We start from the raw sequence: 14,093 nt of genomic DNA on the forward strand, positions 1-14,093 counted from the left end.
AGCACCCGGGCGGGTCGTCCCGTCCGGGTGCTCCGGTGTGCGGGCGGGGCTCAGCCCCCGGCGACCCCGGTCGACTCGAAGGTCGCCATCTCCCGCAGGGCCCGTACCGCCGACCGCACCAGCGGCAGGGCCAGGACCGCGCCCGTGCCCTCGCCCAGGCGCAGGCCCAGGTCGACCAGCGGGTCGAGGCCGAGATGGCGCAGGGCGGTGGTGTGGCCGGGTTCCACGGAGCGGTGACCGGCGATGCAGGCGTCGACCGACGCCGGGGACAGGGCCGCCGCCACCAGGGCGGCGGAGGTGGCGATCACGCCGTCCAGGATCACGGGCACCCGGTGTGCGGCGGCACCGAGGACGAAGCCCGCCAGCGCGGCGTGTTCCAGGCCGCCCACCGCCGCCAGCACGCCGACCGGGTCGGCCGGGTCGGGGGTGTGCAGGGCGAGGGCCTTGCGGATCACGTCCACCTTGCGGCGGTGCGTGAGGTCGTCGATGCCCGCGCCGTGTCCCGTGACGGCGACCGGGTCCGCGCCGGTGAACGTGGCGATGAGGGCCGACGACGGGGTCGTGTTCGCGATGCCCATGTCGCCGGTGAGCAGGCAGCGGTGTCCGTCGGCGATCAGGTGTTCCGCCACCTCGATACCGGCTTCCAGTGCCCGCGTCGCCTCCTGCCGCGTCATGGCGGGGCCCTCGGTGAAGTCCGCCGTGCCGTTGCGCACCCGGCGGCGCAGCAGGGCGTCCGGGGCGGCGACCGGCCAGTCGGGGGCGGGGGTCGCCACGCCCACGTCCACCACGACCACCCTCGCGCCGTTCTCGGCGGCCAGGGCGTTCACGGCCGCTCCGGAGGCCAGGAAGTTGGCGACCATCTGCGTCGTCACCTCCTGGGGCCAGACGGTGACCCCCTGGGCGTACACGCCGTGGTCGGCGGCGAACACCGCCACCGCCGCCGGTTCGGGCATCGGGGGCGGGCACTGGCCCGACAGCGCCGCGAGCCGGACCGACACCTGCTCCAGCAGGCCGAGCGAGCCGGGCGGCTTGGTGAGCCGGCTCTGACGGTCCTCGGCGGCGGCGTACGCCTCGGGGTCGGCGGGGGTGATCGCGGCGAGGGTGCGTGCCAGCAGGCCGCCGGGGGTGGCGGGGGCGGGGGAACGTACGGGATCGGAGCCGGGCGACGGCGTCACGACAGGAGTCCTTCCGGGTGCGGCGGGGCTCCACGCCGCCGTGACGGACCGCGCGGGACGGCCGGTACGGCCGCCTGGTCGCGGGACGGGCGGAATGTCCTGGCTCCCGGATCTCGGCGTCCGGCCCGTCCCGCGCCGCTCGGGCGGCCGGTACGGTCCGGACGGCGGCGCCGGCCTCCCGGCCTTCCCGGCAGCCGGTTCACACCGGCCGGCCAGTGGCCGTACGAGGGGAGGCGGCTCCCCGGTCACAGTGGCGGGCCCGCCCCGGAGTTGGGCCCTGTGGCCCGCACCGGAGTTCCTCCGCGTCCGTCACCCGCATCCTGCCACACGGCCCGCGCGGGCCGCACGAGCCGAACGGCCTGAACAGCCCGAACGGCCCGCGCGGCCTGCTTGACCCACGTGGCTCACCCGGCTGCGTGACCATGACGGCCACGGGTCGCCGGTTCGTGCGGCGGTGTCGCTCAGTTGTCCTTCGTCAGCGCCCGCGCCGTGCCCACCAGGGCCGTGCCGAGGCCGGTCAGCAGGCCGCCGAGGCCCATGACCAGCGTGGTGAGGTGCCATGCCTGGTACGCGGACATCAGCGAGCCGCGCAGGGTCTCGCCCATGAACGCGGTCTGGCGCAGCTCGGTCAGCTTCTCCTCGTCCTCACCGCCGCCCGCCATCAGCTCGTTGCTGATCTCGGAGTAGGTGCGGCCGCCGGTGGCGTGGTTGAGGTGGTCCTTGATCAGCTCGGAGTACGCGTACGCCGTCTGGCCGGTGTCCACGGTGCGTCCCGCGTACGGGGTGAGCTCCGGCGGCAGTCCGTGCTCGGGGAACGCGATCTTCTGGGCGGCGAGTTCGGTACGGATCTGCTTGCGGCCCGTGGCGCCGCGCAGCAGCATGACGGGGCCGGCGGCCAGCAGAGCGGCTCCCGCCATGCCGGTCAGGGCCGCGATCCGCCGGTGCGTTCGGTCCATGAGGTGCCTTCCTAGGGTCGGTCGGGGTGAGGAGGGAGGAGAAGGATCGGGGGTGCGCGGGTCGCGCGTCAGCGGTGGCTGAGCAGGAGGCGCCAGGCCGACGGGCCGCGCTGGAGGTACTGCACCGCGAAGTGGCCGCGGCTGCGCTGCTCGATCTGGGTGAGCAGCCGCTGCGGGTCGTGCGGGGCGACGAGGACCAGGGAGCGGCCGACCGGTACGGCGTCCAGGGCGCCGAAGACCGTGGCGTGGCGCAGGGCGTGCGGGATCTCGCGTACGTCCAGTTCGGGGACGTCCGCCTCCGTCTCGCCGCAGGTACAGCCTCCGCCGCAGCCGTCCCCGGCGGGCCTCGGCGCGGGCACCGACCCCCTGGGGACCGGTGCCGCGGGAACCGACGCCTCGGGGACCGGTGCCCCGGGGGCCGTACGGGCCGCAGGCGCCGCCTCGGTCAGCGCGGTCTCCGCCGTGCGCGCCTCCTCCTCGAACGCGCGGTGCATGTCCGTCAGCAGCGCGGCCAGGCGCACCCCGGGTGTCACCGCGAGCAGCGGCAGGACCAGCCCGTTCTCCGCGGCCACGTGCTCCTCGACGAGTACCTGGAGCGCCCGCGCGTCGGACGCGGCGGTCAGCGGGGTCCCGGTCTCACGCAGGGCGTCGACGAGGGCGGCGATCCGGGTGTGCGCGGCGAGCAGGCTCTCGATGAGCAGGCGGCCGTCGGCGGTGCGGCGGGCGGCGGCGTAGAGCGTGGTCTCCTCGGCGGCGGTGTGCGGGAGGAGCTGGGTGTCGCAGAAGGTGACCAGGCCACGGCGGATGCGGTCGGCCGCGGCGGCGTCCCGGGCGGCGGCCGCCAACAGCGTCGCCACCCGGCCGGACAGTTCTCCGGCCAGGTGCGCGTGGTGTTCCTCGGCGGCGGCGAGCGCCGCCGCGTCCACCGGATTCGCGGCAAGCGTGAGATCGCTCATGGCGGTCATGTCTCCCATGGTCGAGCAGGCAGGAAGTGCGGGCACGGCAGGACGGGCAGAAGGGGCGGCGGGGACGGCGGGGGCAGGGGCGGAGGCGGGACGTACTCCCCGGGCCTCGTGCGCGTCCCGGATCCCGTTCACGTCCCGAGCCTCGTGCACGTCCCGGACCTCGTTCATGTCCCGGATCCCGTCGTGTCGTCGGCCGGCCCCGTGCCGCTGCGCTCCCCGTCCGGCACCGCGTACGGCACCGGACGTATCGGGCCGCCGCCCGACCGCTGGCGACGTGCAGCGGGCGGCGGCCTCGAAGCGACCGGACGGGTGGGTGCGGGCGCGGCAAGCCGCCGCGTCGCTCGGGGACGTGCTGGTCGGGCAGACGAACCAGCGGTTCTCGGCGCCTCCGCACCGGTCACCCGCCAGCATCACCCGCCGTCCTGACGGCTGCGTGGGCCGCGCGGTCCCGGGTGCCCCGACCGGCGGTCCCTGATGGAGAGGGCCGACCGGCCCTGAACCAGGTCCTGGCAAGGGGGGCGTTGGGCCCGGGTCCGCGCGGATCGCCCGCCGCCCGCGGGGACATCTTCCGCGGACGGGGCGGAACGGGGACACACCGCCACCGCGAGCACCTTCACACGCCCTCCCGCCCATCGCCCCCCTTCGACCCGCCCTTCGAACCTCTTTTACACGATGCTAATTTGTTTTTACTCTGCTGATCGTCATTACTCCGCAGAGGAACGACCCGACCCCTCCCGCGCACCACCTGTCCTGAGGAGTACATATGGGGACACCCGACATCGTGGTTCCCTCGAACAGACGGCCCCGCATGATCGCGCGCGGCTGGATCCAGGCGGCGGTCCTGGTGACCGCCATCGGCTTCCTGGTCATGGGACTGCTCGCCATGCGCACCTACCAGGCCGAACCGCCCATCCCGGACCGCGTGGTCACCACGAGCGGGGAGCAGCTGTTCACCGGTGACGACGTGCGGGAGGGCCAGAAGGCGTTCCTGCGCAACGGCCTCATGCAGTACGGCTCGATCTTCGGCCACGGCGCCTATCTGGGCCCCGACTTCACCGCCGACTATCTGCACCGCGCCGCCGGGTCCGTGCAGCAGCAGTACGCGGCCTCGGCCACCGGCTCCACGGACGCGCACGAGCGCACCGTCAAGGACTTCCGCACCAACCGCTACGACGCGGACACCAGGACCCTCACCTGGTCCGCGGCGCAGGGCACCGCGTTCCGGCAGGTGACCGCGCACTACGCGGACCTGCTCGGCCGCCCCGACGGCAAGCAGGGCCTGCGCCCGAACGCGATCACCGACCCGGAGGCCATCCACCGGCTGACCGCCTACTTCGGCTGGTCGGCCTGGGCCGCCGCGGCCGACCGGCCCGGCGAGAACTACAGCTACACCAACAACTGGCCGGCCGAGAACCTGGTGGACAACCACCCCACCGGCCACACCATGACGTGGAGCGTGCTGTCGCTGATCTTCCTGCTGGTGGGCACCGGCGGGCTGTTCGCGGCGTTCGGCCGCTGGAACTTCCTCGGCTGGCACGGCCGCGACCAGCGGGTGCTGCGCTTCCACGCGCCGCGCGACGTGCGGCTCACCCCCGCGCAGCGCACCACCTCCTGGTTCTTCCTCGTGATGGCCGCGCTCTTCCTGATCCAGTCGCTGCTCGGCGCGGCCACCCAGCACTACCGGGCCGACCTCGGGAGTTTCTTCGGCATCCCGCTCGACCGGCTGCTGCCGTACAACGTCACCCGGACCTGGCACACCCAGCTGGCGATCTTCTGGGTGGTCACCTCGTTCCTCGCCATCGGCATCTTCCTCGCGCCGCTGATCGCGCGCGGCTGGGAACCGAAGCGGCAGGCGCTGCTGTCACGGCTGCTGCTCGGAGCCCTCGCGGTGGTCGTGTTCGGCTCGCTGCTCGGCGAACTCGCGGGCATCCGCGGCTGGTTCGGCAGCATGTGGAGCTGGCTCGGCGACCAGGGCTGGGAGTACCTGGACCTCGGACGGCTGTGGCAGGTGCTGCTGGTCGGCGGTCTGGCGATGTGGACGGTGATCCTCTACCGGGGACTGCGCCGCCGGCTCGCCGCCGAGAGCGTGGCCAACATGCCGTGGCTGTTCTTCATGGCCGCCCTCGCGCTGCCCGCCTTCTACGCCGTCGGCCTGGTCGCCTCCCCCGACTCCGCCTACACCGAGGCCGACTTCTGGCGGTTCATCGTCGTGCATCTGTGGGTGGAGGACTTCCTGGAGCTGTTCACCACCGTCACGGTCGCCTACCTCTTCGTGCTGCTCGGCGTGGTCCGCGAGCGCGTCGCGCTGGCCGTGATCTACCTGGACATCGTCCTCTACAGCGCGGGCGGCATCGTCGGCACGATGCACCACCTGTACTTCTCCGGCGAGCCGGCCGAACACCTCGCCCTGGGCGCGATGTTCTCCGCGCTGGAGGTCGTGCCGCTGCTGTTCCTGACCGTCGAGGCCTGGGGCTTCCTCCAGCTCGGCGCCCGCAGGCACAGCCCCTCGTCGACGCCGTTCCCGCACCGCTGGGCGGTCATGTTCCTCGCCGCGGTGGGCTTCTGGAACTTCCTCGGCGCCGGTGTGTTCGGCTTCCTGATCAACCTGCCGATCGTGTCGTACTACGAGATCGGCACCGGCCTCACCGCCAACCACGCGCACGCCGCCATGATGGGCGTCTACGGGATGCTCGCCGTCGGCTTCGCCATGTTCGCGCTGCGCTATCTCATCCCCGAGGACCGCTGGAGCGACAAGTGGCCGCGCATCTCCTTCTGGTCCCTCAACCTGGGCCTGGCGTGGATGAGTTTCGCCACGCTGCTGCCCGGCGGCGCGCTCCAGCTCTACAAGGTCGTCGACGCCGGGTACGCCGACGCCCGCAGCCTGGGCTACCTCCAGGGTCACGCCAACACCGTGCTGGAGTGGCTGAGGCTGCCCGGTGACGTGGTGTTCCTGGTCGGCGGGGTGCTGCCGCTGCTGTGGATGACCTGGCAGGGCGTCAGGTACCGGAATTCGGGCGCCCAGAAGGGTGATCCGGTGGGCGGTCCGGCGGATGGCCCGGTGAGTGGTCCGGTGGGTGCGGCGGTACCGGACGTGTCCGCCGGGGCACCGCCGGCGAGCGGGACCGCCGCCGTCGTCGACGACGATCTCGAATGCGCCGAGCGGGACCTGCTGTTCACCGAGATCGTGCCCGCCGAGGCGGCGGCCCGCGGCCGGGAGGAGACGTGAGCGGCGAGGTCGTCTTCGTCGCGCTCTACTCCGCCGTCCTGCTGGTCGTGGCCGGAGTGCTGGAGTTCTACGGCAGCCAGCCCACCAGCGCCTGGGCCTCGCAGGTCTTCGCCGGGTACCGGCGTGCCGTACCGGACGCGCCGGAGCCCGCCGAGCCGACCGAGTGGCCGCACTCGGAGGTGGGCCGCTTCCACCGGGTGCTGTCGGCCTTCGTGTCGGTGATCGCCGTCCTGCTGGCCGTGGCGACCCTGCTGTTCCACCACCGGCTCCTGGAGTCCCTCGTGCTCCTCGCGGCGGGCGGCCCGCACGCGCTGATCGCCTACCGGCTGCTGCGGCGGCTGCGGCGGGCCCCGCGGCAGGCACCGTGAGGTAATTTTTACGGAGGTATTCGAATAAACTGGTGCCATGAGCGAGCAGGTACTGACCGACCCGCGTCCGTCGCAGCCCCTGGGTGAGAGCCGCACCCGGGTGCTGGAGATCCTGCGCGCCGCGGCAGGACCGGTGGGGGTGCAGGACGTCGCCGCGCGCGCCGATCTGCACCCCAACACCGCCCGGTTCCATCTCGACGGGCTGGTCGACGCGGGACTCGCCACGCGCGACCCGGAGGAACGCGACCAGCCCGGCAGGCCCCGTATGGTCTACCGGGCCGTCGCCGTGGACGCCGGCGGCGGGCTGCGCAGCTACCGGATGCTGGCCGAGATGCTCACCGGCCTGGTCGTCGGCTCGGTACCGCACCCGGAGCGGGCCGCGATCGAGGCCGGGGAGAGGTGGGGGCGCTATCTCGCCGACCGGCCGGCCCCGCTGGAGCAGATCGACGCCGCGGAAGCGGTACGGCGGCTGGTGAAGGTGCTGGAGAGCGTCGGCTTCGCCCCCGAGACACCGACCGCCGTCACCGGCACCGTCACCGGCACCGGCACCGGCACCGGCACCGATGCCGACGGAGCCGGGGCCGGGGCCGCGTCCTGTCCCGTCACGGAGATCCGCGTCCGGCACTGCCCGTTCCGGGAGATCGCCGAGCAGCACCGCGAGGTGGTGTGCTCCCTGCACCTGGGGCTGATGCGGGGCGTGCTCGCGGAGGTACGCGCGCCGCTGACCGCCGAGCGCCTCGAGGTCTTCGCCGAACCGTCGCTGTGCCTGGCCCATCTGCGGCCGGCGGACGCCACCCGGGGCGACACGGCGAAGCCGTAGCGGCCGTACCGTCGCACACCGGATCGCGGCCGGTGTCCGGCGTCCGATGTCCGGTGCCCGGCACGCGGTGGGCCTGCGCGGCGCCGTCTTCGCCGGATGACCCGCGGCCTGCGGTCTGCGGCCGGGGAGGGTGTTCGCCGACCGGGGCCGGGACGCGGCCCGTGAGACCACCGCCGCCCCTCACGCCCTCCCCCACGTCCCCCGGTCCCGGGCCAGCGCGTGGAGGGTCTCCACGTCCGCCGGTTTCAGTACCCCGCCCAGCCGGGCGAGGCCGGGGATGTCGGCGGCGGTCAGGATCCGTACGTCGGGCGGCGCGGCCAGGACGCGTATCCCGGTCGGGTCGACCAGGGCCAGCACCGGGCGTACCTCGGCGGTGAGGGCGTAGGAGGCGCGGTCGGCGTCGGCGCGTACCCGGCGGAGCAGGGCGCTGGGTTCGTGGCGGCCCAGGGTGATCATCGGGTCGGCGACCAGGACCCTCTGTCTGCGGGCGTGAACGGAGTGGATCGCGAGGAGTCCGCCGGGACCGATGGCCAGGTGGTGGACGCGGTCGCCGCCGGGCAGCGGCAGGGAGTGCAGGGTGTGCCAGCCGGCGCCGTCGAGCCGGTCCAGTTCCCCGCCGACGGTCTGCTCGGCCTGAAGGGCCCGGCGGCGCGGGTCGGGGCGCAGCCGGTGCGGAGGTGCCGGGTCGCGGTCGAGGGCGACGAGGAGCGCCTCGCCGGGACGGTTCGGGGCCAGGTCGTCGTCCGGGTGGAGGGCGAGCCTGGCCAGTTCGGCGGGGGTCGGCACGGGTGGCGGGCCCACGGCGACCGGGCCGGTCAGGAAGGGGCCGAGGGCGTCGAGGACGCCTTCCCGGTGGTCCTGGCTGAGCAGGTTGACCCGGGCGGCCTCCCTGTCGTACCAGGCGATGTTCCGTCCGTCGTCGAGCCGGACGTAGAGACGTTCCTGGCCGTGACGCCAGGCCGGTACGACGCGCAGTCTCTTCATGCACCATCACCCCACGACCATGGGACCAGGCGGGGTGCTCCCGGGGCAAGAACTTGGCTACCTTGGGAGAAGGACGGGAGGGGGACCTGGGGAGGCGCTGGTGCGTACCCGCTGGAGGCAACCCGATGTGCCGGCTCCGGAGCGGCCGTGGGACGAGATCGTGCCGGGGCTGTGGATGGGCGGGCACGAGTTCCGGGGGCGTTCGGGGCATCTGGAGTTCGCCGTCGTGGCGGACGAGTTCGATCTCGTGCAGACCCTGCTCAGGTTCCCGGGGCACGGTCCGGGGCCCGGGGTGGAGCACCAGGTGTGGCCGATCCCGGACGGGCCGCTGGACGGGACCCAGCTCGCGGGGGTGATCCGGCTGGCGCAGGCCGCGTGCGAGGCGGTGGAGCAGGGCCGCAAGGTGCTGGTGCGGTGCTATCACGGCTACAACCGCTCGGGGCTCGTGGTCGCGCACACGCTGGTGCGGCAGGGGCGGACGGCGCAGGACGCGATCCGGCTGATCAGGACCCGGCGCTCGCCGTGGGCGCTGCACAACGACCTGTTCGTCGGGTATCTCCGGACGGGGCTGCCCACGGCACGACTGCTGGAGGAACTGGCGGAGTAGGCCCCGATGGCGCAGCGCGACGGGCGGCTCACACAGCGTACTCCTAGTGTGGCATTTGATCAGATATATCCCGTCTGCTCATGACGCCATGACCCCGGAGGTACCCCCATGTCCCGTTCGCCCCGCACGTCCCTGCGTTCCTCGCTGGCCCGCCTGGCCATAACAGCCGCCGCCGGCGCCCTCGTGACCACCGTGGCGGTCGCGCCCGCCGTGGCCGACGAGGACTGGGGAGCGGCCCAGGGCGGCGACCTCGCCGCCGCGCAGTTCGCCGGCGGCGGGGACGGTGGGGACCTCGACCGGAGCCAGGCGGGACAGCAGGGCCTGAACCAGGGGTTCGATCAGGCCCAGGGCCTGAACCAGGACCTGGGCCAGGACCTGGGACAGGGACTGGGACTGGGCCAGGACCTGGGCCAGGAGGAGGGCCGGGGCCAGGGGCAGGGACTGGAACAGGGCCGGGAGCAGGGCCGGGACTCCGGACAGGAGCAGGGCCGCGGGCAGCGGAACGCGCGAGGCGTCGTCACCGCGCGCCGGCTGGTGCTGCGCAGCGCGCCGAGCGGGGGCGGCCGGGTGATCCGGGTCGTGCGCCGCGGACAGTTCGTCCCGATCTACTGCCGGACCCGCGGGCAGGCCGTCGACGGCAACCGGATCTGGTACCTGCTCCCGGACGGCACCTGGGCCTGGGGCCCGGCGCGCTACATCGACGTCATCGGGCCCGCGCCACGCTGGTGCTGAGCCTCAACGGCACAAGTACCTCCATTGGGTAGGTTCCGGACATGATCAAGGCCGGAACGACCGTGGCGGCGGCGGATCCGCCCGAGTCCGCCGTGCGCCTCCCCCGGCGCCGGGGCGTGGAACTCGCCCTGCTCGCCCTGGCCGTGCTGCTGTGCGTGTACGGCTACTGCGCCGTCGGCCTCGCCCGGACGGGCGCGGTCCCGCCCGGCGCCGCCGGGTACGGTGCCGGGCTCGGCGGACTCGCGCTGCTCGCGCATCTCGCGGTGCGGCTGCGGGCGCCGTACGCCGATCCGCTGACGCTGCCGATCGGCGTGCTGCTCAACGGGATCGGTCTGGTGCTGATCTACCGGCTCGACCTGGAGACCCCGGCCGACCCGGCGGCGCCCGCCCAGCTGGTCTGGTCCACGCTCGGCGTGGGGGTGTTCATCGTCGTGGTGCTGCTGCTCGGCGACCACCGGGCGCTGCGGCGGTACGCGCGTGTCTGCGGGGGCGCCGCGCTGGTGCTGCTGACGCTTCCGGTGTTCTTCCCGGCGGTCAACGGCGCCCGCATCTGGATCAGGGTCGCCGGGCTGTCCATCCAGCCGGGCGAGTTCGCGAAGGTGCTGCTCGCGGTGTTCTTCGCCGCGTATCTCGCCGCCAACCGCGAGGCGCTCGCCCATGCCGGGCGCCGGCTGTGGTGGATGCAGATGCCGACGGGGCGGGTGCTGGGGCCGGTCGCCGCGGTGTGGCTGCTGAGCATCGGGGTGCTGGCGCTGGAGCGCGATCTGGGCACCTCGCTGCTGTTCTTCGGGCTGTTCGTGGTGCTGCTGTACGTCGCCACGGGCCGGGTCGGCTGGATCGCGGTCGGGCTGCTGCTGGCGGTGCTCGGCGCGATGGCGGTGGGACGGCTCGAACCGCATGTGCACGGCAGGATCACGGACTGGCTGCATCCGCTGGCGTCGATCGAGGCGGGCCGGGGCCCCAACCAGCTGGCGCAGTCGCTGTTCGCGTTCGCGGCGGGCGGGGTGCTCGGCACCGGGCTGGGGCTCGGGCACTCGATCCTGATCGGTTTCGCCGCCAAGTCGGACTTCGTGCTGGCCACGGCGGGTGAGGAACTGGGCCTGGCCGGGCTCGCCGCGCTCTTCCTGCTGTACGCGCTGCTGGTGGAGCGCGGCTTCCGGGCGGGACTCGCCCTGCGCGACCCGTTCGGGCGGCTGCTCTCGGTGGGGCTCGCCTCGCTCCTGGCGCTCCAGGTGTTCGTGATCGCGGGCGGCGTGACGGGGCTGATCCCGCTGACCGGCATGGCGATGCCGTTCCTGGCGCAGGGCGGTTCGTCGGTCGTCACCAACTGGGCGATCGTGGCCCTGCTGATCCGCCTGGGCGACTCGGCCCGCGGGAACCGGGGCGGCACCCCGGAAGACACCCCGACGGATACCATGCCCGATGCGCCCAATACACCCAATACACCCGATGCGCCTGACGCACCCGATACACCTGATGCCGTGACAGACGAGGAGGCCCGCCGGTGACCCGGTGCATCCGCCACTCGGCCGCCTTCTGCGTCCTGCTCCTGCTGGCGCTCCTCGTGAACGCCGCCCGTGTGCAGGTGGGGCACGCCGGGGCCTACGCCGGCAACCCCGCCAACCGGCGTACGGGCATCGTCCGTTACGGGCAGCCGCGCGGTGACGTCCTGGTCGGCGGGACGCCGGTCACCGGCTCCCGGGACACCGGGCAGCAGCTGCGCTACGAACGGACCTACGCGTACGGGCCGTTGTACGCGCCGGTGACCGGGTTCGCGTCGCAGGAGTACGGCACCACGTTCCTGGAGCACGCCGAGGACGCGGTGCTGTCCGGCACCGCGCCGCTGCTGGCGCGACTGTTCGGCGGACTGACGCGGACCCGGCCGCCCGGCGGTGACGTGGTCACCACGATCGATCCGGCGGTCCAGCAGGCGGCGTACGAGGGGCTGGACGGCCACAAGGGCGCGGTGGCCGCGCTGGAACCGTCCACCGGGCGGATCCTGGCGCTGGTGTCGTCGCCGTCGTACGACCCGGCCGAGCTGTCCGGGAACGGTACGCGGGCGGTGCGGGCGTGGGCGCGGCTGAACGCGGATCCGGCCAGGCCGATGCTCAACCGGGCGGTACGGCAGACGTATCCGCCGGGTTCGACGTTCAAGGTGGTCACCGCGGCGGCCGCGCTGGACGCCGGGGTGGTCACGGACCTGGACGCGCCGACCGACTCCCCTGATCCCTACCGGCTGCCGGGGACGCGGACACTGCTGACGAACGAGAGCGACGGCTGCGCGGACGCCTCGCTGCGGGAGGCGTTCGAGTGGTCGTGCAACACGGTGTTCGCGAAGCTCGGTGTGGACGTCGGCGCCAGGGCCATGGCGGCGACGGCGGAGGGCTTCGGGTTCGGCGACGCCACGCTGCGCGTCCCGTTCGGCGTGGCGCGCAGCACCTTCGACCGGCACGTCGACCGGGCGCAGCTGGCGCTGGCGTCGATCGGGCAGTACAACACGCGGGCCACGCCGCTGGAGATGGCGATGGTGGCGGCGGCCGTGGCGAACGGCGGCCAGGTGCGGGAGCCGTACCTGGTGGAGCGCACCACGAACGGGGCGGGCCGCACGATCGCGTCGACGGCCCCGCGCCCGGCCCGCCGGGCGATGAGCCGGGAGACGGCCGACCTGATGAAGGAGCTGATGACCGGCGTCGTGACGGAGGGCACCGGACGCAACGCCGCGATCCCGGACGCCGTGGTCGGCGGCAAGACCGGTACCGCCCAGCACGGCCTGGGCAATGCCGCGATGCCGTACGCCTGGTTCGTCTCCTGGGCCCAGCCCGACGACGAGGTGCAGCCGAGGGTGGCGGTGGCCGTGGTGGTGGAGGACGCCTCGGACGACCGCGGTGAGATCACCGGCGGGGGCATCGCGGCACCGATCGCGCGTGCGGTGATGGAGGCGGTGCTGAATCCGTGAGAGCGCTCAGTCACCGGCCGCGTCGGGAGAGGTACGGCCCGGCGGCCGGCGGTCGACGGCATCGACCCGCGCCTCACCCCTCCGCCCCGGCCTCGATCGCCCCCGTCACCTCCGCCATCCTGGCCCTCTCCTCCGCGGCGAAGCGTTCGGCGTCCAGGTGGTCGGCGATCTCCTCGTCCTGGGCCATCAGGAGCTCCAGGTTCGAGTCGCCCAGTTCCAGGACGCCCATGTCGACGTAGGCCTGCTGGAGGCGCTTGCCCCACAGGCCGATGTCCTTGACGCAGGGGACGATGCGGGAGAAGAGGAGTTTGCGGAACATGGCGAGGAACTCGGACTGTTCGCTGTACTCCTCCGCCTCGGCCCTGGGGATGCCGAAGTTCTCCAGGACCTCGACACCGCGCAGTCGGTCGCGCATGAGGTAGCAGCCCTCGATGACGAACTCCTCGCGCTCGCGGAGTTCGGCGTCACCGAGTTGCCGGTAGTAGTCCCGCAGGGCCATCCGGCCGAACGCCACGTGGCGGGCCTCGTCCTGCATGACGTAGGCCAGGATCTGCTTCGGCAGCGGTTTGTCGGTGGTGTCGCGGATCAGGCCGAAGGCGGCGAGGGCCAGGCCCTCGATCAGGACCTGCATCCCCAGGTACGGCATGTCCCAGCGGCTGTCGCGCAGGGTGTCGCCGAGCAGGGACTGGAGGTTGTCGTTGATCGGGTAGAGCATCCCGACCTTCTCGTGCAGGAAGCGGGCGTAGATCTCGGCGTGCCGGGCCTCGTCCATGGTCTGGGTGGCCGAGTAGAACTTGGCGTCCATGTCCGGCACCGACTCGACGATCCGCGCCGCGCACACCATCGCGCCCTGCTCGCCGTGCAGGAACTGACTGAACTGCCAGGCGGCGTAGTTCTGGCGCAGCTCGCCCTTGTCCTTGTCGGTCAGCTTCGCCCAGTGGGCGGTGCCGTAGAGGGGGCTGACCTCGTCGGGGGTGCCGAGGGGGTCACAGGGGTCGACCTCCAGGTCCCAGTCGATGCGCTTCTGGCCGTCCCACTGCTTGTCCTTGCCCTTCTGGTACAGGGCGAGCAGGCGGTCACGGCCGTCGTCGTACTCCCAGCTGAACCTGGCGGCGCCGTTCGCGGGCACCTGCCAGTGGGGGTCTCCCCCGGGGACGGCGTAGAGCTCATGCGTCGGCATACCCCGCAGGCTCACACGCGGTAGACCCGCCGTCAACAAGTCGCGCACGGGGGATTGACGGTCTTGCTGACAGGCAGTCTCATAAGGGGGTACCGCGGGTAACCCCGTGCCGGATCGCACCGGC

At 73.1% G+C, this 14,093-nt stretch carries 12 protein-coding genes; 7 read left to right on the plus strand and 5 right to left on the minus strand.

The window, feature by feature from the left end; genetic code table 11:
• Positions 1 to 50: 50 nt before the first annotated feature.
• From cobT to ABZ862_RS27135, 3 genes are all read right to left on the minus strand, one after another.
• Positions 51 to 1,175, minus strand: a complete 1,125-nt coding sequence (cobT, locus tag ABZ862_RS27125) for a nicotinate-nucleotide--dimethylbenzimidazole phosphoribosyltransferase (RefSeq protein ID WP_360963085.1) — start codon at positions 1,173 to 1,175, stop codon at positions 51 to 53.
• Between the two features lie 461 nt (positions 1,176 to 1,636).
• On the minus strand, positions 1,637 to 2,131 hold the full coding sequence (locus ABZ862_RS27130; protein WP_360963088.1) for a hypothetical protein: 495 nt from the start codon (positions 2,129 to 2,131) through the stop codon (positions 1,637 to 1,639).
• A gap of 68 nt (positions 2,132 to 2,199) precedes the next feature.
• On the minus strand, positions 2,200 to 3,096 hold the full coding sequence (locus ABZ862_RS27135; RefSeq protein WP_360963091.1) for a DUF2249 domain-containing protein: 897 nt from the start codon (positions 3,094 to 3,096) through the stop codon (positions 2,200 to 2,202).
• Between the two features lie 763 nt (positions 3,097 to 3,859).
• Between ABZ862_RS27135 and ABZ862_RS27140 the strand changes: the two genes are divergently transcribed.
• From ABZ862_RS27140 to ABZ862_RS27150, 3 genes are read left to right on the plus strand one after another with little or no spacing between them, the layout of a single operon-like run.
• A complete protein-coding gene (locus tag ABZ862_RS27140) occupies positions 3,860 to 6,322 on the plus strand; it encodes a nitric-oxide reductase large subunit (RefSeq protein WP_360963094.1) in 2,463 nt (820 codons plus the stop codon).
• Positions 6,319 to 6,690 carry a hypothetical protein gene (locus ABZ862_RS27145; protein ID WP_360963097.1) on the plus strand — a complete coding sequence of 124 codons (372 nt, stop codon included), beginning with the start codon at positions 6,319 to 6,321 and terminating at the stop codon, positions 6,688 to 6,690. Before ABZ862_RS27140 ends, ABZ862_RS27145 begins: the two co-directional genes overlap by 4 nt.
• 37 nt (positions 6,691 to 6,727) lie before the next feature.
• Positions 6,728 to 7,510 carry a helix-turn-helix domain-containing protein gene (locus ABZ862_RS27150; protein ID WP_360963100.1) on the plus strand — a complete coding sequence of 261 codons (783 nt, stop codon included), beginning with the start codon at positions 6,728 to 6,730 and terminating at the stop codon, positions 7,508 to 7,510.
• 180 nt (positions 7,511 to 7,690) lie between these two features.
• Here the strand turns inward: ABZ862_RS27150 and ABZ862_RS27155 are convergent, their stop codons facing one another.
• Positions 7,691 to 8,494 carry an NERD domain-containing protein gene (locus tag ABZ862_RS27155; protein WP_360963103.1) on the minus strand — a complete coding sequence of 268 codons (804 nt, stop codon included), beginning with the start codon at positions 8,492 to 8,494 and terminating at the stop codon, positions 7,691 to 7,693.
• Between the two features lie 100 nt (positions 8,495 to 8,594).
• Between ABZ862_RS27155 and ABZ862_RS27160 the strand changes: the two genes are divergently transcribed.
• The 4 genes from ABZ862_RS27160 to ABZ862_RS27175 all read left to right on the plus strand — a co-directional run bounded on the left by ABZ862_RS27160 (position 8,595) and on the right by ABZ862_RS27175 (position 12,789).
• Positions 8,595 to 9,101, plus strand: coding sequence for a dual specificity protein phosphatase family protein (locus ABZ862_RS27160; protein ID WP_360963106.1), 507 nt, complete (start codon positions 8,595 to 8,597; stop codon positions 9,099 to 9,101).
• A gap of 108 nt (positions 9,102 to 9,209) precedes the next feature.
• Positions 9,210 to 9,833: an SH3 domain-containing protein gene (locus ABZ862_RS27165; protein WP_360963108.1), complete on the plus strand. Its 624-nt coding sequence runs from the start codon at positions 9,210 to 9,212 to the stop codon at positions 9,831 to 9,833.
• 41 nt (positions 9,834 to 9,874) lie between these two features.
• On the plus strand, positions 9,875 to 11,341 hold the full coding sequence (locus ABZ862_RS27170; RefSeq protein WP_360963111.1) for an FtsW/RodA/SpoVE family cell cycle protein: 1,467 nt from the start codon (positions 9,875 to 9,877) through the stop codon (positions 11,339 to 11,341).
• Positions 11,338 to 12,789 (plus strand): penicillin-binding transpeptidase domain-containing protein, encoded by a 1,452-nt coding sequence (locus ABZ862_RS27175; RefSeq protein WP_360963114.1) that lies wholly within the window; start codon positions 11,338 to 11,340, stop codon positions 12,787 to 12,789. Before ABZ862_RS27170 ends, ABZ862_RS27175 begins: the two co-directional genes overlap by 4 nt.
• A 73-nt stretch (positions 12,790 to 12,862) precedes the next feature.
• Here the strand turns inward: ABZ862_RS27175 and ABZ862_RS27180 are convergent, their stop codons facing one another.
• Positions 12,863 to 13,969 (minus strand): ferritin-like domain-containing protein, encoded by a 1,107-nt coding sequence (locus ABZ862_RS27180; protein ID WP_360963117.1) that lies wholly within the window; start codon positions 13,967 to 13,969, stop codon positions 12,863 to 12,865.
• Between the last annotated feature and the right edge of the window lie 124 nt (positions 13,970 to 14,093).

It is taken from the genome of Streptomyces sp. NPDC047000, from assembly GCF_040644295.1.
Classification (GTDB): Bacteria; Actinomycetota; Actinomycetes; order Streptomycetales; family Streptomycetaceae; genus Streptomyces.